General features: G+C 67.4%; 18 protein-coding genes and 1 pseudogene. 11 read left to right on the forward strand and 8 right to left on the reverse strand.

The genetic code is table 11. From position 1 onward, the window contains the following. Positions 1-87 precede the first annotated feature (87 nt). From KXC42_RS08730 to clpX, 3 genes are all read left to right on the forward strand, one after another. Positions 88-714 (forward strand): ATP-dependent Clp protease proteolytic subunit, encoded by a 627-nt coding sequence (locus KXC42_RS08730; RefSeq protein WP_016691866.1) that lies wholly within the window; start codon positions 88-90, stop codon positions 712-714. Positions 715-760: 46 nt separating this feature from the next. After that, on the forward strand, positions 761-1,423 hold the full coding sequence (locus KXC42_RS08735) for an ATP-dependent Clp protease proteolytic subunit (RefSeq protein ID WP_016691867.1): 663 nt from the start codon (positions 761-763) through the stop codon (positions 1,421-1,423). A gap of 230 nt (positions 1,424-1,653) precedes the next feature. After that, positions 1,654-2,931, forward strand: coding sequence for an ATP-dependent Clp protease ATP-binding subunit ClpX (gene clpX, locus KXC42_RS08740; protein WP_006551142.1), 1,278 nt, complete (start codon positions 1,654-1,656; stop codon positions 2,929-2,931). A 93-nt stretch (positions 2,932-3,024) separates the two neighbouring features. Here the strand turns inward: clpX and KXC42_RS08745 are convergent, their stop codons facing one another. Then, positions 3,025-3,768, reverse strand: coding sequence for an SDR family NAD(P)-dependent oxidoreductase (locus KXC42_RS08745; protein WP_219130204.1), 744 nt, complete (start codon positions 3,766-3,768; stop codon positions 3,025-3,027). A 34-nt stretch (positions 3,769-3,802) separates the two neighbouring features. Beyond that, positions 3,803-4,726: a 3-oxoacyl-ACP reductase gene (locus KXC42_RS08750; protein ID WP_219130205.1), complete on the reverse strand. Its 924-nt coding sequence runs from the start codon at positions 4,724-4,726 to the stop codon at positions 3,803-3,805. A gap of 203 nt (positions 4,727-4,929) precedes the next feature. Between KXC42_RS08750 and KXC42_RS08755 the strand changes: the two genes are divergently transcribed. The 7 genes and pseudogenes from KXC42_RS08755 to KXC42_RS08785 all read left to right on the forward strand — a co-directional run bounded on the left by KXC42_RS08755 (position 4,930) and on the right by KXC42_RS08785 (position 12,258). Then, positions 4,930-5,547, forward strand: coding sequence for a TetR family transcriptional regulator (locus KXC42_RS08755; protein ID WP_219130206.1), 618 nt, complete (start codon positions 4,930-4,932; stop codon positions 5,545-5,547). Positions 5,548-5,665: 118 nt separating this feature from the next. After that, positions 5,666-6,829, forward strand: a complete 1,164-nt coding sequence (locus tag KXC42_RS08760; protein ID WP_219130207.1) for a steroid 3-ketoacyl-CoA thiolase — start codon at positions 5,666-5,668, stop codon at positions 6,827-6,829. A gap of 33 nt (positions 6,830-6,862) precedes the next feature. Then, a complete protein-coding gene (locus KXC42_RS08765) occupies positions 6,863-9,052 on the forward strand; it encodes an acyl-CoA dehydrogenase (protein ID WP_219130208.1) in 2,190 nt (729 codons plus the stop codon). Between the two features lie 6 nt (positions 9,053-9,058). Continuing rightward, positions 9,059-9,928 (forward strand): MaoC/PaaZ C-terminal domain-containing protein, encoded by an 870-nt coding sequence (locus KXC42_RS08770; protein ID WP_219130209.1) that lies wholly within the window; start codon positions 9,059-9,061, stop codon positions 9,926-9,928. After that, complete coding sequence (locus KXC42_RS08775) at positions 9,925-10,581, forward strand: PaaI family thioesterase (protein WP_016691875.1); 657 nt, start codon at positions 9,925-9,927, stop codon at positions 10,579-10,581. Before KXC42_RS08770 ends, KXC42_RS08775 begins: the two co-directional genes overlap by 4 nt. A 41-nt stretch (positions 10,582-10,622) precedes the next feature. After that, a pseudogene (locus tag KXC42_RS27595) lies at positions 10,623-11,040 on the forward strand (SDR family oxidoreductase). Positions 11,041-11,103: 63 nt separating this feature from the next. After that, on the forward strand, positions 11,104-12,258 hold the full coding sequence (locus KXC42_RS08785) for an alpha/beta hydrolase family protein (protein WP_372477510.1): 1,155 nt from the start codon (positions 11,104-11,106) through the stop codon (positions 12,256-12,258). 9 nt (positions 12,259-12,267) lie between these two features. Here KXC42_RS08785 and fdhD read toward each other — a convergent pair whose 3' ends face one another. Then, entirely contained in the window at positions 12,268-13,098 is an 831-nt protein-coding gene (fdhD, locus tag KXC42_RS08790; RefSeq protein WP_019289053.1) for a formate dehydrogenase accessory sulfurtransferase FdhD, read from the reverse strand. Between the two features lie 300 nt (positions 13,099-13,398). Here fdhD and KXC42_RS08795 point away from each other — a divergent pair, with 300 nt between their 5' ends. Beyond that, the gene (locus KXC42_RS08795) at positions 13,399-14,736 is read left to right on the forward strand and encodes an ammonium transporter (RefSeq protein WP_006551153.1); all 1,338 of its coding nucleotides are present in this window, start codon (positions 13,399-13,401) and stop codon (positions 14,734-14,736) included. An 84-nt stretch (positions 14,737-14,820) separates the two neighbouring features. Here KXC42_RS08795 and KXC42_RS08800 read toward each other — a convergent pair whose 3' ends face one another. From KXC42_RS08800 to KXC42_RS08820, 5 genes are all read right to left on the reverse strand, one after another. Continuing rightward, entirely contained in the window at positions 14,821-15,468 is a 648-nt protein-coding gene (locus KXC42_RS08800) for an XRE family transcriptional regulator (protein WP_024100581.1), read from the reverse strand. Positions 15,469-15,596: 128 nt separating this feature from the next. Next, on the reverse strand, positions 15,597-16,787 hold the full coding sequence (locus tag KXC42_RS08805; protein WP_006551155.1) for an FAD-binding oxidoreductase: 1,191 nt from the start codon (positions 16,785-16,787) through the stop codon (positions 15,597-15,599). A gap of 57 nt (positions 16,788-16,844) precedes the next feature. Further along, a complete protein-coding gene (locus KXC42_RS08810; RefSeq protein ID WP_064061843.1) occupies positions 16,845-17,405 on the reverse strand; it encodes a HutD family protein in 561 nt (186 codons plus the stop codon). Next, complete coding sequence (locus KXC42_RS08815; protein ID WP_219130210.1) at positions 17,406-18,635, reverse strand: allantoate amidohydrolase; 1,230 nt, start codon at positions 18,633-18,635, stop codon at positions 17,406-17,408. A 46-nt stretch (positions 18,636-18,681) separates the two neighbouring features. Next, on the reverse strand, positions 18,682-20,010 hold the full coding sequence (locus KXC42_RS08820) for an FMN-binding glutamate synthase family protein (protein WP_006551158.1): 1,329 nt from the start codon (positions 20,008-20,010) through the stop codon (positions 18,682-18,684). Positions 20,011-20,027 lie beyond the last annotated feature (17 nt).

The raw sequence follows: 20,027 nt of genomic DNA on the forward strand, positions 1-20,027 counted from the left end.
AAGAGGGGCGGCACCGGGCATCCGGTGCCGCCCCGTTTCGTTAGTGTCAGTGTCAGCAACCCACGATCGACGAGAAGGCAGGTACCCGTGACTCCTCAGAATCCGGCGACATCCATCGGTCCCGCGATGACCTCGGCCACTGCTGGGCTGAACCTCAGCGACTCGGTGTACGAACGCCTGCTCCGCGAGCGCATCATCTTCCTGGGCACCCAGGTCGACGACGACATCGCGAACAAACTGTGCGCGCAGATCCTTCTGCTGTCGGCCGAGGACCCCACCCGCGACATCTCCCTGTACATCAACTCACCGGGCGGTTCGGTCACCGCCGGTATGGCGATCTACGACACGATGAAGTTCGTCGAGTGCGATGTCGCGACCTTCGCGATGGGTCTCGCCGCCTCGATGGGTCAGTTCCTGCTCTCCGCCGGTACCAAGGGCAAGCGTTACGCACTCCCGCATGCGCGGATCATGATGCACCAGCCGTCCGCAGGCATCGGTGGTACGGCGAGCGACATCGCGATCATGGCGGAGCAGTTCGCACACACCAAGCGAGAGATGGCCGAGCTCATCGCGGAGCACACGGGCCAGTCGGTGGAGCAGATCACCAAGGACTCCGACCGCGACCGCTGGTTCACGGCGCAGCAGGCGCTCGAATACGGCTTCGTCGACCACGTCGTCTCCCGGGCGCAGCAGGCCGGCGGCACCGCCAACTAGGTCCCGGCCCGATCTGCCCTCACACCACCGAATTCTTGGAGAAGCGATGACCAACATGTTCGATCCGCGCCAGCTCGGCGGCGCCGCTCCTGCCTCGCCCGCGAGCCGCTACATCCTCCCGTCGTTCATCGAGCACTCGAGCTACGGCGTCAAGGAATCCAACCCGTACAACAAGCTGTTCGAAGAGCGCATCATCTTCCTCGGCGTCCAGGTCGACGACGCGTCCGCCAACGACGTGATGGCCCAGCTGCTGGTGCTCGAGTCGCTCGATCCCGACCGCGACATCACCATGTACATCAACTCGCCGGGTGGTTCGTTCACCTCGCTCATGGCGATCTACGACACCATGCAGTACGTCCGCGCCGACATCACCACGGTGTGCCTCGGGCAGGCGGCATCCGCCGCGGCCGTCCTGCTCGCCGCCGGCACTCCCGGCAAGCGTCTGGCGCTGCCCAACGCTCGCGTGCTCATCCACCAGCCCGCGACGGGTGGCATCCAGGGACAGGTCTCCGACCTCGAGATCCAGGCCGCCGAGATCGAGCGCATGCGTACCCTCATGGAGAACACGCTCTCGAAGCACACCGGTAAGGATCCCGAGCAGATCCGCAAGGACACCGATCGGGACAAGATCCTCACGGCGGAGCAGGCCGTCGAATACGGTCTGATCGACCGGGTCCTCGAGTACCGCAAGCTCTCGGCCCAGAAGTAGAACGTCGCAGGCGGTTCCGGAAGGCACGGTGCCTTCCGGAACCACCGACGCCGGGACTGTGATCGCCGACACATGTTGTGGTGTACAAATATGACCGGAAACGCGCAGAACCGGTCGACCTGCGCGCCGACATCCGGGTACGGTCGATCAAAGGGCCCGCTCCCCGGGACCGCCCCGTGTGGTGGTTGCGGGACCGGTTGCACGCACACGAGGAAGTAGGGACCTGACTGATGGCACGTATCGGTGACGGCGGAGATCTGCTCAAGTGCTCCTTCTGCGGAAAGAGCCAGAAGCAGGTCAAGAAGCTCATTGCGGGCCCCGGTGTCTACATCTGCGACGAGTGCATCGATCTCTGCAACGAGATCATCGAGGAGGAGCTGGCCGAGACCAGCGAGGTCAAGCTCGACGAGCTGCCCAAGCCGGCCGAGATCCGCGACTTCCTCGACAACTACGTGATCGGCCAGGACGACGCCAAGCGCACGCTGGCCGTGGCGGTCTACAACCACTACAAGCGCATCCAGGCCGGCGACAAGGGCCGCGACTCCCGCGGTGAGACGGTCGAACTCGCGAAGTCCAACATCCTGCTTCTCGGCCCCACCGGTTGTGGCAAGACCTACCTCGCGCAGACGCTCGCGAAAATGCTCAACGTGCCCTTCGCCATCGCCGACGCCACCGCACTGACGGAGGCCGGCTACGTCGGTGAGGACGTCGAGAACATCCTCCTCAAGCTCATCCAGGCCGCCGACTACGACGTCAAGCGCGCCGAGACCGGCATCATCTACATCGACGAGGTCGACAAGATCGCCCGCAAGAGCGAGAACCCGTCGATCACTCGCGACGTGTCGGGCGAGGGCGTGCAGCAGGCGCTGCTGAAGATCCTCGAAGGCACCCAGGCATCCGTCCCGCCGCAGGGTGGTCGCAAGCATCCGCACCAGGAGTTCATCCAGATCGACACCACGAACGTGCTGTTCATCGTGGCGGGTGCATTCGCGGGTCTCGAGAAGATCGTCTCCGACCGCGTCGGCAAGCGCGGCATCGGCTTCGGCGCCGAGGTTCGGTCGAAGGCCGAAATCGACACCACCGACCACTTCGCCGACGTCATGCCCGAGGACCTCATCAAGTTCGGCCTGATCCCGGAGTTCATCGGTCGTCTGCCGATCCTCGCGTCGGTGACCAATCTCGACAAGGAATCACTCGTCCAGATCCTGTCGGAGCCGAAGAACGCTCTGGTCAAGCAGTACGTGCGCCTGTTCGAGATGGACGGCGTCGAACTCGAGTTCTCCCAGGACGGACTCGAAGCGATCGCCGACCAGGCGATCCTCCGTGGCACCGGCGCCCGCGGGCTCCGCGCCATCATGGAGGAGGTGCTCCTGCCCGTGATGTACGACATCCCCAGCCGCGACGACGTCGCCAAGGTCGTGGTCACCGCCGAGACCGTCAACGACAACGTCCTTCCGACGATCGTGCCGCGCAAGACCGATCGGGAACGGCGCGACAAGACCGCCTGATTCCGAAGACCCTTCGGAACTGCACGAGCGCCTCGGCACGAAAGTGCCGAGGCGCTCGTCGTCTTTGGCGGTCGAATCCGGTCCGTCGGTGGATCAGCGCAGTGTGATGGTCCCGCCGTCGACCATGAGTGTCTGGCCCGTCATGTAGGACGCATCCTCACTGGCCAGAAAGACCGCGACACGGCCGATATCGGCCTGCGGGTCACCGAAGCGGTGCATCGGGGTCTTCGCCAGTAGCGCCTCCTCGACGCCGGGGTTGGCCGCGATGTACGCCTCGACGCCCTCGGTCAGTGCCAGAGGCGAGATGACGTTGACATTGATGTCCTCCGCGGCCCATTCGTTCGCCGCGACCCGGCTGATCGCCCGGATCGCTTCCTTCGCAGCGGCGTACGAACTCTGCGTGGCGCTCCCTTCGATCCCGGCTCCCGACGCGAAGTTGATCACCGACCCCTTGTTCGCGGCGAGCTGGGCGTGCGCTGCCTTCATCAATCGGAAGGTCGGATAGAAGCCCGTGCCGAACGACAGGTCGAGCATCTCCTGTGTGGTCTCGAGCAGTGGCGCCTGCTGGGACGCGTGCGCGTTGTTGACGAGCACGTCGAGCTTTCCGAAATGCTCGACGGCGGCCGCGACGATCGTCTCGGCGCTCGACTCGTCGGAGATGTCCGCGTACAGGAATCTCCCGGCTTCGCCGACCTCGGCTTCGAGGGCTTCACCCGCGGGCCGGTCGATGTCGACGAACAGGACGCGGGCACCCTCGTCCACGAATGCTCTGACGATGCCGCGCCCGATCCCTCCGGCACCACCGGTGACGATCGCAACCTTGTCTGCAAGCCTCATGGCGTGCTCCCTTCGTGGGTCCGGTGTCAAGCGATCAGTCGACGGCCAGCGCGGCCTTCTCGAGTTCCGCGATGCTGTAGGCGGCGTAGGTCTCGTACGGGCCGCGGCCGGTGAAGTACGACGAGAGCTGCTCGTCGAGTTCCTCGACCGTGAATGCCGAACCGGCGGCGTCGAATCGGTTCTCGACGGTGGGTGCGGCCATGAGCGCGACCATCTTGCCGTACACCACGAACACCTGACCGGTGATCTCCGACGACGCCGGTGAGGCGAGGTAACGCACGAGGGTGGCCACGCGCTCGGGCGCCAGCGGATCGAGTCCGCTTGTCGTGGCGTCGGCATTACCGAAAGCCTCCGCGGTCATCGCGGTGCGTGCACGGGGGCAGATCGCGTTCGCAGTGACGCCGTAGCGGGCCAGGCCCTGGGCCGTGGACAGTGTCAGTGCCGTGATGCCTGCCTTTGCGGCGGAATAGTTCGGTTGTCCTGCGGAACCGAAGAGGAAAGCCTCCGACGACGTATTGACGACGCGGCCGTAGACCGGTCCGCCCGCGGCCTTGCTCGCCTGACGCCAGTGCACCGCCGCGGCGTGGGAGGTGGCGGCGTGGCCCTTGAGATGGACTCGGATCACGTCGTCCCAGTCGGACTCGGTCAGGTTGAAGATCATCTTGTCGCGGATGATGCCCGCGTTGTTGACCAGGATGTCGAAGGATCCGAACGCCTTGACGGATTCGTCGACCAGACGGCCGCCGAGGGACCAGTCGGACACGTCGCCGGCGACGGCGATGGCCTGACCTCCCGACGCGACGATTTCCTCTGCCACCTCGTGCGCCGCATCGCCCATGTCGTTGACGACGACTGCGGCGCCTGCGTCGGCGAGGGCGAGGGCTTCGGCGCGGCCCAGACCGGCCCCGGCGCCGGTCACAACCGCCGCGCGCCCGGCCAGACTTACGGATTCACCCATGGAACGTCTCCTGTTCGATTGCGGCGGTTCGTCAGTGCACCGCGCCGGAATTAGTATTCATTCTAGTCTCGGGTGGTGGGTGGTCCACCCACGGGACAGGTCCCACTGGCCGGGATCGGGCGGGATGCGGGACGTGCCCGCCTGGAACGTTCGTCGCCGGCGGTGGTCGATGCGCCACCGGCGGTGAAGGGGAGGAACCGAGCATGCCCAGACTTGCGGAGGTGCGGGACGCCGCCGAACCGAATTCGGCGGAACAGCACGCGCGATACGACAGGATCATCGATGCTGCTGCGCACCTGGGCGCGATGAAGGAACTCGAGCGCGTCCGGATGCAGGAGGTCGCCGAACTCGCCGGCGTCGCCATCGGCACCCTCTACCGGTACTTTCCGTCCAAGACCCACCTATTCGTCGCGGTCATGGTGGACCAGATCGATCGGATGGGAATCCACCTGTCCAGGCGCTCACAGTCGTCCACCTCGCCCGTCGACGTCGTGTACGACGCATTGCTGCAGGCCACCCGGGCGCTTGTGCGTACGCCGCTGTTGGCGAACGCGATGATCCAATCCGCTGCGTCGTCGAACGCTGCCACGATTCCCGACGTGGCGAAGATCGATCAGCACTTCGACCGATTGCTCCTTGCCGCCGCAGGCATCGCGGAACCTACGGTCCGGGACGCGACCGTCGTGCGGTTGGTCGTGGCGTTGTGGTTCGGTCTCGTCCAGTCCGCGCTCAACGGGCGAATCTCGATCCCCGAGGTCGAGTCCGATCTGCGTGTCGCGTGCGACCTTCTGTTGGTCGACCTGTCCGCCGGTGCGCGCTGACGGGCGATTCCCCGGGGCCGCGTTCCGCAAGGGAGGTCCCGTTCGGTGGGACGGCACAGGAATCTGCGGCCTCCGTTACTAGAATAAATTTCAATATCTTCGAGAACTGGGAGTAGGCATGAGCAAGGTCGTCATCGTCGAGGCCGCGCGAACACCGATCGGTCGTCGCCGCGGACAGCTGGCCGGGGTGCACCCCGCGGTATTGCTCGGCGCCGCCCAGAAAGCCGTTCTCGACCGCACCGGCCTGCCCGCCGACCGGATCGGTCAGCTCGTGGGAGGTGCCGTCACCCAGGCAGGGGAGCAATCCAACAACGTCACTCGTCAGGCCTGGCTCCACGCAGGTCTCCCGTACACGACCGCGGCGACGACCATCGACTGCGCGTGCAGTTCGTCGCAGCAGGCGGTCCACATGGTGGCGGGCCTGATCGCGTCCGGGCAGATCGACGCCGGAATCGGATGCGGCGTCGAGGTCATGAGCCGCGTGTTCCTCGGTCAGGCAAACGCCCCGGGCACCGGCAACCCCTATCCGGACGACTGGTCGATCGACATGGGCGACCAGTTCGCCTCTGCCGAACGTATCGCCCACAAGCGCGGCATCAAACGTGACGATGTCGATGCTCTCGGATTCGAGTCGCAGCGTCGCGCCGCAGCCGCGTGGGCCGAGGGGCGCTTCGACCGCGAGATCGTCCCGGTGCAGGCGCCGGTCGTGACCAAGGAGGGCGAGCCCACCGGTGAGATCGCGATCGTGACGCGTGACGGAGGTCTTCGCGACACCACCGCGGAAGGACTCGCCGGTCTCCGGCCGGTCATCGAGAACGGAATCCACACCGCCGGAAACTCCTCCCAGGTCAGCGACGGCGCGGCCGCCGTACTGCTGATGAGTGAGGACAAGGCGCGCGAGGCGGGTCTGCGGCCACGTGCCCGTATCCTCGCGTCGACGCTCGTCGGTTCGGACCCGTACTACCACCTCGACGGCCCCATCGACGCGACTCGCGCGGTACTCGAACGCACCGGAATGTCCTTGTCCGACATCGACATCGTCGAGATCAACGAAGCCTTCGCTTCGGTCGTGTTGTCCTGGGCTCAGGTCCACGGGGCCGACATGAGCAAGGTCAACGTCAACGGCGGCGCCATCGCGCTCGGCCACCCCGTCGGTTCCACCGGCTCGCGACTGATCACCAGTGCACTGCACGAACTCGAGCGTTCGAGCCGTTCGACGGCGCTGGTCACGATGTGTGCGGGTGGCGCGATGGCCTCCGCCACCATCATCGAGCGCATCTGACGCCGGACATTCTGCTATCCGAAGGGACCCGTAATGACTCTGGGATTGAGTGACGAGGACCGCGAGCTCCGCGATTCCGTGCGCGGCTGGGCGGCACGACACGCCACACCCGACGTGATCCGCACGGCCGTCGAAGCGAAGACGGAAGCCCGCCCGACGTACTGGAGCTCGTTCGCCGAACTCGGCATGCTGGGATTGCACCTGCCCGAAGAGGTCGGAGGCGCCGGTTTCGGTCTGCTCGAAACAGCAATCGTCGCAGAGGAACTCGGACGGGCCATGGTGCCGGGCCCGTTCCTTCCGACCGTGATCGTCTCCGCGGTGCTGAACGAGGCGGGGCGTCGCAGCGAACTCGACGGACTCGCGGACGGGTCGCTTTTCGGGGCGGTCGCCCTGCAGCCGGGAGGGCTGCGTATCGAGCGTGACGGCGATTTCGTCACGCTCTCGGGCACCTCCGGCGTCGCCTTGGGCGGCCAGATCGCGGATGTGTTCCTGCTCGCGGCCGACGACGGCGGCAAGCGGGTGTTCGTCGCCGTGGATCGTGACCGGGTCGAGGTCACGAACCTGCCCAGCTACGACGTGATCCGCCGCAACGCCGAGATCACCGCAAGTGCCGTGACATTGTCCGACGAGGACGTACTGGGATCGGACTCGCATCGGATCGTCGATATCGCCGCGACCTTGTTCGCCGCCGAGGCTGCCGGTCTCGCGGACTGGGCAACCACCACCGCTGCGGACTATGCGCGGGTCCGTAGGCAGTTCGGACGTGTCATCGGGCAGTTCCAGGGCGTCAAGCACACCGTTGCCCGGATGCTCTGCCATACCGAACAGGCCCGGGTCGTGGCCTGGGATGCTGCCCGTGCGCACGCCGAGGACGTGTCGGACGACGAGGCGTCGCTCGCCGTCGCAGTTGCCGCGTCCATCGCCCCGGAGGCCGCCTTCCAAGTCACCAAGAACTGCATCCAGGTGCTCGGCGGTATCGGCTACACCTGGGAGCACGACGCGCACCTGTACATGCGGCGCGCGCAGTCCCTCCGGATCCTGCTCGGCTCCACGGCGTCGTGGCGGCGCCGGGTCGCCCACCTCACGCTCGACGGTGCCCGCCGCGTGCTGAGCGTCGATCTTCCGCCCGAGGCGGAACGGATCCGCGCCGACGTCCGTGCCGAACTCGAGCCGGCGAAGTCGCTGGAGAACGCAGCGCGGAAGGCGTATCTGGCGGAGAAGGGCTACACCGCTCCCCACCTGCCCGAACCGTGGGGGAAGGCCGCCGACGCCGTCACGCAACTCGTCGTCGCCGAGGAACTGCGCGCCGCCGAATTCGAACCGCACGACATGATCATCGGCAACTGGGTGGTGCCGACCCTGATCGCGCACGGCAGTACCGAGCAGATCGAGCGATTCGTCCCGCAGTCGTTGCGCGGGGATCTCGTGTGGTGTCAGCTCTTCTCCGAGCCCGGCGCCGGGTCCGACCTTGCGGGCCTGTCCACCAAGGCCGTCAAGGTGGACGGCGGATGGAGGCTCGATGGCCAGAAGGTGTGGACGTCGATGGCGCGGGTCGCGGACTGGGGCATCTGCCTCGCCCGCACCGACGCGGAAGCGCCCAAGCACAAAGGCCTGTCCTACTTCCTGATCGACATCAGGAACACCGAGGGGCTCGACATCCGGCCGCTGCGGGAGATCACCGGCGAAGCCTTGTTCAACGAGGTGTTCCTCGACGGCGTGTTCGTGCCCGACGAGTGCCTCGTCGGCGAGCCCGGGGACGGATGGAAGCTCGCCCGTACCACCCTCGCGAACGAACGCGTCTCCCTCTCGCACGATTCGACTTTCGGTGCCGGCTGCGAGACCCTCATGGCGCTCGCGAACGGTATGCCCGGTGGGCCGGACGACGAACAACTCACCGTCCTCGGCAAGGTTCTCGGCGATGCCGCGTCCGGTGGCCTCATGGGTCTGCGCACCGCTCTCCGCTCCCTGGCCGGTGCACAGCCGGGTGCCGAATCCTCCGTCGCCAAGCTCCTCGGCGTCGAGCACCTCCAGCAGGTCTGGGAGACCGCGATGGACTGGGCCGGTACTGCGTCGTTGCTCGACGACCAGGACCGAACTTCGGCGACCCAAATGTTCCTCAACGTGCAGTGCATGTCCATCGCCGGTGGGACGACCAACGTCCAGCTGAACATCATCGGTGAGAGGCTTCTCGGCCTGCCCCGCGATCCCGAGCCCGGAAAGTGACGCCCCATGCCCATCGATACCGATGTCGCGCTCTCCGCTGCGCCCACCGTCCGCGATGCCTCGTGGACCGAACGCGATGTGATCCTCTACCACCTCGGTCTGGGTGCGGGTGTCGACTCGCTCGATCCCGCCGAACTGCGGTGGGTGTACGAGAAGGACCTGCGGGTCCTGCCGACCTTCGCGATGGTCGCCGGTCAGGGTGTCTCTGCCGGTGCGGTGACACAGGCCGGACTGAGCCTGCCGGGAATCGACATCGACCTGCGCAGGATCCTGCACGGTGGCCAGTCCGTCACCGTGCACGCCCCGATCCCGATCTCGGGTTCGGCGACCGTCTCGTCTCGCATCTCCGATGTGTGGGACAAGGGCAAGGCCGCCGTGATCGTGCTCGAACAGTCCGCAGTGGATGCCGACGGAAACCCGTTGTGGACCAGTGCGATGCAGATCTGGGCGCGCGGTGAGGGCGGCTTCGGCGGAGACGCCGGGCCCCATGTGTCGAACGCAGTGCCGGAACGGGACGCCGACAAGACCCTGGTGTCACCTACGAGCACGCAACAGGCACTGGTGTACCGGCTCAGTGCCGACATGAACCCGCTGCACGCGGATCCCGAATTCGCGAAGACAGCCGGTTTCGATCGGCCGATCCTGCACGGATTCGCCTCGTACGGTGTCGTGTGCAAGGCCGTCGTCGACGGTGTGCTCGGTGGAGACCCGACCCGGGTCCGGTCGTTCTCGGTCCGCTTCGCCGGCACGCTGTACCCCGGGGAGACGATCGAGACGGAGGTCTGGCGAGACGACGACACCCTCACCCTGCTCGCCACATGTCCCGAGCGCGACGGGCAACCGGTGCTCACCCACGCCACGATGGAGATTCGATGAGAGTCGACCCGGACACCCACCCCGTCGTCGGACACGCGCCCGACGGTACGGTTCTGACCTCGGCACCGCAGGACACCGCCGTCGACCGCGCCACCGCCGCCGCGCGGCGCGTGGTGGACGCGTTGCTGCGCACCGACCGTGGCAACGCGAATCTCGAGCGGGTCGCCGAAGAGCTCGACAATATCGCCGAGCACCTCGAGGAACACGCTCCCGAAGTGCGGGAGCGACTGATCGACATGTGGCACGGGGAGGGCGTCACCCGGCACGATCCGGTCACCGGTCCGGAGAACGCGCTCGCTCCGCCGCTGGTGTTGGCCGGTCGCGAAGACGGATCGGTGGAAGGCGTCGTCGAACTGACCTTCCCGTACCAGGGCCCGCCCGGGCACGTGCACGGCGGAGTCTCCGCCCTCCTGCTCGATCACACGCTGGGTGTGGCGAACGCCTGGGCCGGGCGCAGCGGCGCCACCGCACAGCTCAACGTGCGGTACCACCGGCCGACCCCACTGTTCGAGCCGCTGACGATCACCGGTCGTCTGGTCGAGCAGGACGGCCGCAAGATCAACACGGTCGGCGAGATCAGGACCGCGGACGGCACGGTGTGCGTGTCCGTGGAAGCGCTGTTCATCGACAGGACGGTTCCCCGTCCTCGCTGACGGCCTGCGCCGCACACGCCGTCGTATCGGAAAGGAACGGCATGGGGAAGTTGGACGGGCGGGTGGCGATCGTCACCGGCGCCGGGATGGGGATCGGCCGCGGATTTCGTCCCGACCGACGTCACCGACCGCGCACAGGTGCACGCCATGGTGGATGCCGCGGTGCGCGAATTCGGCACTGCGCAGCACGACCGTACTGCGGCTCGGGAATGGGCATCGAAACTGGTGTGCTGCAACGTGATCTGCCCCGGCGTGCCGAGCGCGGCATACAGACGGGTGGCGGCGGCCGACCCGCAGATGGCCGCCACGCAGGCCGCGGCGAACCCGATGGGCCGCATCGGCGACCCTCTCGACGACATCGGCACGGTCGCAGCCTTTCTCGCGAGCGACGACTCCCGCTATCCAACAGGCAACACGCTGTTCGTCGACGGCGGTAGCCACGTCAACGGCGTGCAGTGAGCGCCGAACGTGGACTGACATCCCAACGGAGGATTCATGCTCTCTCGTACTTCCCGGCGTGTGATGGCAGTACTCGCCGCAGCGTCGATGCTCGGCATCACGTCCTGCTCCGACTTCGGCGACGACGCCGAGGAGACTGCCGGGGGACCCGGCTCCCTCGTCACCGAACGCACCCTCACCGGTACGGCGGCGCTTCCCAGCGCGTCGCGAACGCATCTGATCACCTACCTGTCCGATGGTGCCGATCGGCGCCCCACCCTCGTTTCGGGCACGGTCGCGATCCCCGAGGGAGAAGCGCCCGCCGGAGGCTGGCCCGTGATCAGCTGGGCGCACGGCACCACCGGGGTCGGTGACGCCTGTGCGCCGTCCGCCGACACCCCCGGTGGTCCCGCCCACTCCTACATCAGCAGGACGACTGCCATGCTCGACCGGTGGGTCGCAGACGGCTACGCCGTGGTCCAGACCGACTACGAAGGCCTCGGCACACCGGGCGGACATCCCTACATGAACGGAGACAGCGCAGCCGACAGTGTCGTCGACATCGTGCGTGCCGCTCGTCAACTCGATCCGGCTATCGGCACCCGATGGATCGCGATGGGACACAGTCAGGGCGGGCACGCCGCGCTGTATGCGGCGGCTCGTGGCACGGAACGCGCCCCTGAACTCGAACTGCAGGGCGCGGTCGCCTTCGCCCCGGGCAGTCGCACGAGTGAGACGGCCGAGTACTACGCGACCGCCGGACCCGCGATCGGTCCGGCGCTCGGGTTCCTGCCGGTGCTGCTGCTCGGAGCGCAGGCGGCGGACCCGAGCATCGACGCCGACGCGATGCTCACCGACGCCTCCCGCCCCTTGCTCGACGCCGCGCGCACCGGGTGCATGGACGACATCCGCGAGGTGGCGAGCACGGTACCGGTGGATCAGGTGTTCGCTCCGGATGCGGACCTCGAACCGCTCCGTGAGTACTACGCCGGTCAGGAGGTCGAACCGCTCACCCTGAGGGTGCCGACGCTCGTCGTGCAGGGAAGCGACGACGCGCTGGTACTGCGTCCGGTCACCGATCAGGTGACCGCGGCGCTGTGCGGCAACGGAGCCGACCTGAGCTATCGGGTATACGACGGAGCCGATCACCGAGCGGTACTCGAGGAGTCCGTCGACGACGTGCGGGCGTTCGTCGACGGAGTACGCGCGGGCGAGGCGCAGGACGGCACGTGCGGTTGATGCCGCCGATCAGTCGGTCTTGATGCGTTCGGGGACGGTGTAGACGTTCATCGTGTCGCCGCGGAGGAAGCCCACGAGGGTGAGGTCGGACTCCGCGGCGAGATCGACGGCCAGCGACGACGGCGCCGAGACCGCCGCGAGCACGGGGATCCCGGCCATGACCGCCTTCTGCACGAGTTCGAACGAGGCGCGTCCGCTCACCATGAGCACGCTGTGCGAGAGCGGCACCCGGTTGTCGGTCAGGGCCCAGCCGATCACCTTGTCGACGGCGTTGTGCCGGCCGACGTCCTCGCGCAGGGCCAGCAGCGCCCCGTCGGGGGTGAACAGTGCGGCCGCGTGCAGACCGCCGGTCGACTCGAAGACCTGCTGGTGCCGACGCAGCGTGTCGGGCAGTTCGGTGAGGGTGTGCGTTCCGATAGAGGTGGTGCCGGCATCCTTCAGTGGATATCGCGTGCGCGTGCGCACCTCGTCGAGCGAGTTCTTCCCGCACACCCCGCACGCGGAGGTCGTCGTGAATGCGCGTCGCCCCGTCCCTTCGGGGACGGTGACGCCGGGCGCGAGGGCGACGTCGAGAACGTTGTAGGTGTTGGCGCCGCTCTCGTCCACCCCGTCGCAGTAGCGAACGGCGGCGATGTCCTCGCGACTGCCGATCATCCCTTCGGCCAGCAGGAATCCGTGGACGAGATCGACGTCGTGACCGGGGGTGCGCATCGTGATGGTGAGCGACTCACCGCCGACCCTGATCTCGAGCGGTTCCTCGACGGCGAGGGTGTCGGGACGTCGCGTCGCCCTGTCCGCAGTGATGCGCAGTACCGGTCGACGTGTCGTGACCCGTCCCATCGTCTACCTCCCAGATGCGTGCAGCGGTTCGAGCCGTCGTTCCCGCGGAACCCGGGCAGGGCAGGGATACCCGGGTGGCACAGGTTGTGCACACCGCGGGATGTGGCGTCTCGTCCTCCATACTGCCTGCCCGGACGCAACGGCATCCCCGTCCGGTGAACTGCGGTGGCGTTACACGAAGTTCACCCGCGCCTCGCAGGAACATTACAGAGTGGGTCCACTCTCAGGGGACGGTGATGAATGTGGGTCACCGACTGACGTAGGGGTCGTGAACCCCGGGATCGAACAGGGTGGACTTATATGGAACAGGCACTCGCGGCCGCCGATACCGCCTGGGTTTTGGCGGCGTTCACAGCAGTCGTACTGATGGTTCCGGGCCTGGCGCTGTTCTACAGCGGCATGCTCGGAGTCAAGAGCGCGCTCAACATGATCATGATGGTGTTCGGTGGATTCGCCGTCACAGCCGTCCTGTGGGTGCTGTTCGGTCCGGCCGCCGTGCTCGGTGACAGCGTCGGGGGCCTCGGCCTCATCGGCGATCCCTTCACCGACATCGGTCTGGGCTCGCTGCTCGAGGAGGACCCGGACGGAGGGATGCCCGCCGCACTGACCGCGGCCTTCCACCTCCTCTTCGCAGGCATCACGGTGGCGATCATCGCCGGTGGTGTCGCGGACCGGATGAAGTTCTCGGCGTGGCTGGTGTTCTCGGGCATCTGGGTCGTCCTCGTCTACTTCCCGGTCGCGCACTGGGTCTTCGCCTTCGACGACGAGGAAGCGGGCACGAAGGGCGGATGGATCGCCAACACGCTCGCCGCCCACGACTTCGCCGGCGGCACCGCCGTGCACATGAACTCGGGTGTCGCGGCGCTGGCACTCGCCATCGCACTCGGTCGCCGCCGTGGATTCCCGCACGTGGCACGTCCCCACAACCTGCCCCTCGTCGTGCTCGGTGGCGGAATCCTGCTGTTCGGCTGGTTCGGCTTCAACGGCGGTTCGGCGGGCGGCGCCAACCACACGGCCGGTGTCGTCGTCCTCAACACGCTCGTCGCCGCGATGGCCGGCCTGCTCGGCTGGCTGATCGTCGAACGCATCAAGGAGAAGCACGCGACGACGCTCGGTGCCATCTCGGGCGTGATCGCCGCACTCGTGGGCATCACGCCCGCAGCGAGCCTCGTGTCCCCGCTCGGTGCCCTGCTGATCGGCGTGGTCTCCGGTGCCGTCGGCTGCTTCGCCGTGAGCTGGAAGTTCCGCATGGGCTACGACGACTCACTCGACGTCGTTGCCATCCACCTCATGGGCGGCGTCGTAGGCACCACCCTCATCGCCTTCGTCGCGACGGCCGCCGCGCCGGCCGGTGTCGACGGTCTGTTCTTCGGCGGCGGGATCGACTTCCTCGGACGCCAGATCGTCGCGATGGCCGCGGTGTTCGCCTACTCGTTCGCGGTGACCTTCCTGATCGCGAAGGCGCTCGACAAGATCATGGGCATCCGGGTCGACACCGAGACGGAGATGCGGGGCATCGACGTCCCGGTCCATGGGGAGACGGCCTACGTGATGGACTCGTTCTCACCCACCGGTCCGTCGACGCTGCGTCCCGAGGCGTTCGCCGAGGATCGCGACGTGATCGTGCCCAAGTCCTGACCGGCGAGCTTCACCGATCGAACGGCAGGAGCCCTCACCGCACCGGGCGGTGAGGGCTCCGTCGTGTTCACGGTTGCCGGTCGTTCACGGCTGGTGATTGTCGGGATACGCCGTGACGGCGAGGAACCGGATGGGCAGCTTCAGCAGCTCGTTCGGTCCGTGCAACCCTTCGCCGTCGAGGAGCAGGGCGTCGCCCGGTTGCAGGTGGTACTCGGAATCGCCGTGGCCGTAGAGCATCTCGCCCTCGAGCATGTACAGCAATTCCGTGCCGGGATGCTGGAAGAGCGGGAAGACGTCGCTCGCATCGGTGAGGGTCACCAGCACCGGTTCGAGTCTCTTGTGCTGTCCCCGCAGCGCGCCGAGCAGTTCGTAGTGATGGCCCACCCGCGTACCGCGACCGACGATCTCGGCGCCGTGCCCGTTCTTGGTGAACACCGCGTCGCGGTGCGCGTCCGCGCCCCGGAAGAGCGAGGTGACGGGGACGTCGAGGCCGACGGCGAGCCGGGCGAGCGTCGACAGACTGCACGAGGTCTGGGCGTTCTCGATCTTCGAGAGCATCGCCTTGGAGATCCCCACCTTCGCGGCCATGTCGCCGACGGACAGGCCGCTGGCCAGCCGCAACGACCGCACCTGGTGGGCGATCGCGCGCTCGAGATCCACACCCGTCGGGGTGCCGCGCGGAACTTCGCGTCCGGAATCGTCGTACAAGACGGGACGATCTGGGCTGGCCATCTCGTCAGCGTAGCGTGTGTCCACCGGTGGTGAACGCCGCAATGCAGACATGGCGGTGCCCTCCACAGATCCGGACGACAGGGATCCGGCCGGGTCCGTGGAGGGCACGAGTGCTGAGTAGGTGGGGATCAGCGCATCTCGCCGGCGCCTTCGTAGGGGTTGAGACTCAGGAGCAGATCACCCTCCTCGAAGCGGGAGAAACGGAAGTCGTCCGGGTTCACGTTCGGAAGGTCGGTCTTCCCGTCGATCAGCAGGTCGGCGACCAGCTTGCCCACCGCGGGGGAGATCTTGAATCCGTGCCCGGAGAATCCCGTCGCCAGGAACAGACCCTCGACCGGTGCCGGACCGATGACGGGGTTGTAGTCCTCGGTGACGTCGTAAGCACCGACGTACGAACTGGTGATCCGCGGGTCCGGCATGTCGGGAAGGCGGTTGCCGAGCTTCATGATGTTCTTCTCGATCGTCGAGTCGTCGGCGCGGTTCACGTACTTGTCGGGATCGATGTACTGCGGCGTTTGATGATCGGAATTGCCTACCAGGAGTTCACCGTTCGGCTCACGGCAGATGTACTGCAGACCCGCCAGATCGGACAGCACGGGCACCTCCGGGGTCGGGACACCCTGGTCGACGAGAACCAACTGCGCGCGCTGCGCCCGGACGTCGATGTCGACGCCGACACCGGCGACGAGTGCCGGCGTCCACGGTCCCGCCGCGACGACGACCTGCTCGGCGTGCACCTCGGACCCGTCGGCGAGAGTGACGCCGTAGACCCGGCCCGCGGCGTTCTGCAGCAACGACACCACCGGGGTGCTCTGTCGGATCTTCACGCCCATCCGACGTGCCGTTGCACCGAACGCCATTCCCGCCATGTAGGCCTCGCCGCGACCGCCGAGCGGTTCGTAGGCGAACAGGGCGAAATCGTCGAGGTTCAGGCCCGGCCACAGTTCGGCCATCTTGTCGTGGGAGATGAGTTCGGTGGCGATGCCCAGGCCCTGCATCATCTCGATGTTCGCCTCGAGCGGCTTGACGTTGTTCTCCGCGACACCGACGACGTAACCGCACCGGCGGAATGCCATGTCGTCGCCGAAGATTTCGGTCGCCCTGGTGAAAATATCGACGCCGTACCAGGACATCGCGGCCAGCGAAGGGGTGCCGTAGTGGCACCGCACGACGCCGCTCGATTTCCCGGTCATGCCCGAGCAGAGGGTGTCGCGCTCGAGGACGAGGACGTCGGTTTCGCCGCGGTCGGCGAGGGAGTAGGCGATGGCCAGGCCTTCGAGGCCGCCGCCGACGATCAGAAACTTGGTCGTGTCCGTCACCTGAGGATCCTTTGTTCGGTCGGCCTCCGAATCAGGAGGTCGGTGGGGGAGTCGATGTCAGAGGGAGGAAGTGGGTTCGATGCGGACCAGGAGTCCGGTGGCCGACGAGCCTCGTAGGGTGACGGCCTCGCCGCGGATCAGGACGCAGTCCCCGGGCGCAGCTCGTTCGGTACCGGCCTGCACCGAGCCCGATCGCACGTAGAGGGCCGTGACACCATCTGCGGCGGTGTCGCAGACCGTGTCGAGCGCGAAGTACCCGACGGCCGCAGTGGCGCCCCCGCGCTCGGTCATGACATTGAATGCACGGGTGGCGCCTCGGGGGACGCAGTGGGGCGCGTCCTCACCGGCGAACGAGTGTGGACGCCACGGATCCAGCGAACGGGGTCTGTGGCCCGAGTCGAGGTCGGCGCCGTGCTCACCGATGACGGTGAAGATCCGTTCCGTGCCGGGAAAGGCCGAGAACTCGCTGGGCTCGGAGCCCAGCTCGGCCACGCTGATCCGCCACAGCGGACGGCCGGAGGGGCCGTCGGGTCCGGTCGCGATCTCCTCCGTGATCCCGGCGCCGTTGCGCCAGGGCACCCGCCGCCGCTCGCCGGGCCGGATCACCTGCGCGGCCACCTAACTGCCCGTCGTCCAGTCCGCCATGATGTCGGCCAGCGCCTGCGCTCCGATGTTGCAATCGTCGGCCTCGGCGAACTCGTGCGGTGAATGCGAGACACCGGTGGGGTTGCGCACGAACAACATTGCGGTGGGAACCTTCTCCGAGAGGATGCCCGCGTCGTGTCCCGCCTGGGTGGGCAGTACCGGGATGTCCCCGAGATGCGACAGCGCGCGGCGCAACCGTTCGCGCGGTCCGGCCGGGAACTCGACGATCGGGGTGATCGATTCGGCGAAGACATCGAGTCCGATCTCGTCCGGCAGGCAGTGTTTGCGGGCCTCGGCCTCGATCTCGGCGACCAGCGTCGTCAGGGTCTCCTCGTCCGCGGCGCGAGCGTCGAGCCAGGCCTTGATCTCGGAGGGGATCGCGTTGGCCCCGTTGGGCAGCACCTCGAGTTTGCCGAAGGTGGCGACCGCACCGGCCGCCGCGGCACACGAGCGGGCGCTGTGCACCGACGAGGCGTAGGCGAGCATCGGGTCGCGGCGGTCCACCAGGCGCGTGGCTCCGGCGTGGTTGGCCTCACCGGTGAAGGTGAACTGCCATCGGCCGTGCGGCCAGATCGACGACGCGACCGCGACCGGTGCATCGACGAGGTCGAGGGCCCGGCCCTGTTCGACGTGAAGTTCGACGTACACCCCGACCCGGTCGACGAGGGTGGGGTCGGTGCCGATGTGTTCGGGCACGCGACCGGCGCGGGTCATGGCCTCGGCCAACGTTATTCCGTCACGATCACGCAGGCCGAGCGCACGCTGCGGAGCGAGCGCCCCGGTGGTGAGCTGACTGCCCACGCAAGCCACACCGAAGCGGGCACCCTCCTCGTCGGAGAACGCGGTGATCGCGATCGGCACGGTCGGGACGATGCCGCGCTCCCGGACCAGATCGACCGCGGCGAACGCCGAGACCACGCCGAGTGGTCCGTCGAACGCGCCGCCGTCGGGCACCGAGTCCAGGTGCGAACCGGTGACGAAGGCGTCGGTGGGATCGCCTTCCCAGCCGACGGGGAGCCACCACGCCCACAGGTTCCCGTTCCGGTCCTCTTCGACGTCCATGCCGCGCTCGGCGGCGCAGCCGCGGAACCACTCGCGGAGAGTGAGATCGGCGTCGCTCCAAGCGAATCGGCGATAGCCCCCGGTCGTCGGATGCTTACCGACCTCCAGGATCGATGCCCAGAGCGTGTCGAAGGCGGTCATATCTTGTGTCCTCTCGGGAAGTGCGGTGGCAGGCCTGTCGCCACGGTCAGAAGGCGCTGCGGCCGGGGATCCAGTCGGTGCCGGCCAGGGGCACCCGAGCCATCGCGGCGGCCTCCATCGTGACCGCGACGAGGTCCTGCGGTTCGAGATTGCGCAGGTGCGACTTGCCGCACGCCCGGGCGATGGTCTGGGCCTCCATGGTGAGCACCCGCAGGTAGTTCGCGAGGCGGCGGCCACCCTCTACCGGATCGAAGCGGGCCTGCAGGTCGGGATCCTGCGTGGTGATGCCGGCGGGGTCCTTGCCGTCCTGGAAGTCGTCGTAGAAACCGGCTGCGGAGCCCAGCTTCTCGTATTCGGCCTGGTACTTCGGATCGTTGTCGCCGAGGGCGATCAGCGCGGCCGTGCCGATGGCGACGGCGTCCGCGCCGAGGGCCATCGCCTTGGCGACGTCGGCGCCCGAGCGGATACCGCCCGAGACGATCAGCTGCACGCCGCCCGGGGTGCGGTGCACACCCATCTCCTGCAAGGCCTGCACCGCCTGGGGGAGCGCGGCCAGGGTCGGGATGCCGACGTGCTCGATGAAGACGTCCTGGGTGGCAGCGGTGCCACCCTGCATCCCGTCGACCACCACGACGTCGGCGCCGGACTTCACGGCGAGCTTGACGTCGTAGTAGGTGCGGGTCGCGCCGACCTTGACGTAGATCGGCTTCTCCCAGCCGGTGATCTCGCGCAGTTCGAGGATTTTGATGGCGAGGTCGTCGGGGCCGGTCCAGTCGGGGTGCCGGCACGCGCTGCGCTGGTCGATGCCCACCGGCAGGGTACGCATCCCCGCGACCCGCTCGGTGATCTTCTGCCCGAGGAGCATGCCGCCGCCACCGGGCTTGGCTCCCTGGCCGAGCACGACCTCGATGGCGTCGGCCTTGCGGAGGTCGTCGGGGTTCATGCCGTATCGCGACGGAAGGTACTGGTAGACGAGGTGCTTGGACTGCCCACGTTCTTCCGGGGTCATGCCGCCGTCGCCGGTGGTGGTGGACGTGCCGACCTCGCTGGCGCCACGCCCGAGGGCCTCCTTCGCGCGACCGGACAGCGCACCGAAGCTCATTCCGGCGATCGTGACCGGGATGTCGAGGTGCAACGGGTACTTCGCGTTGCGGTCGCCGAGGACGACGTCGGTCTCACACTTCTCGCGGTAGCCCTCGAGTGGGTAACGCGACATGGACGCGCCGAGGAAGAGCAGGTCGTCGAAGTGGGGAACCTTGCGCTTGGCACCCCAGCCGCGGATGTCGTAGATGCCGGTCGCGGCGGCGCGCTGGATCTCGTGGATGACGTTGCGGTCGAAGGTGGCCGACTCACGCAGTCCGGGCTGGAAGGTCATGGAAGTCTCCTCGGGGG

Source organism: Rhodococcus sp. LW-XY12 (genome assembly GCF_019317345.1).
Taxonomy (GTDB): Bacteria; Actinomycetota; Actinomycetes; order Mycobacteriales; family Mycobacteriaceae; genus Rhodococcus; species Rhodococcus pyridinivorans.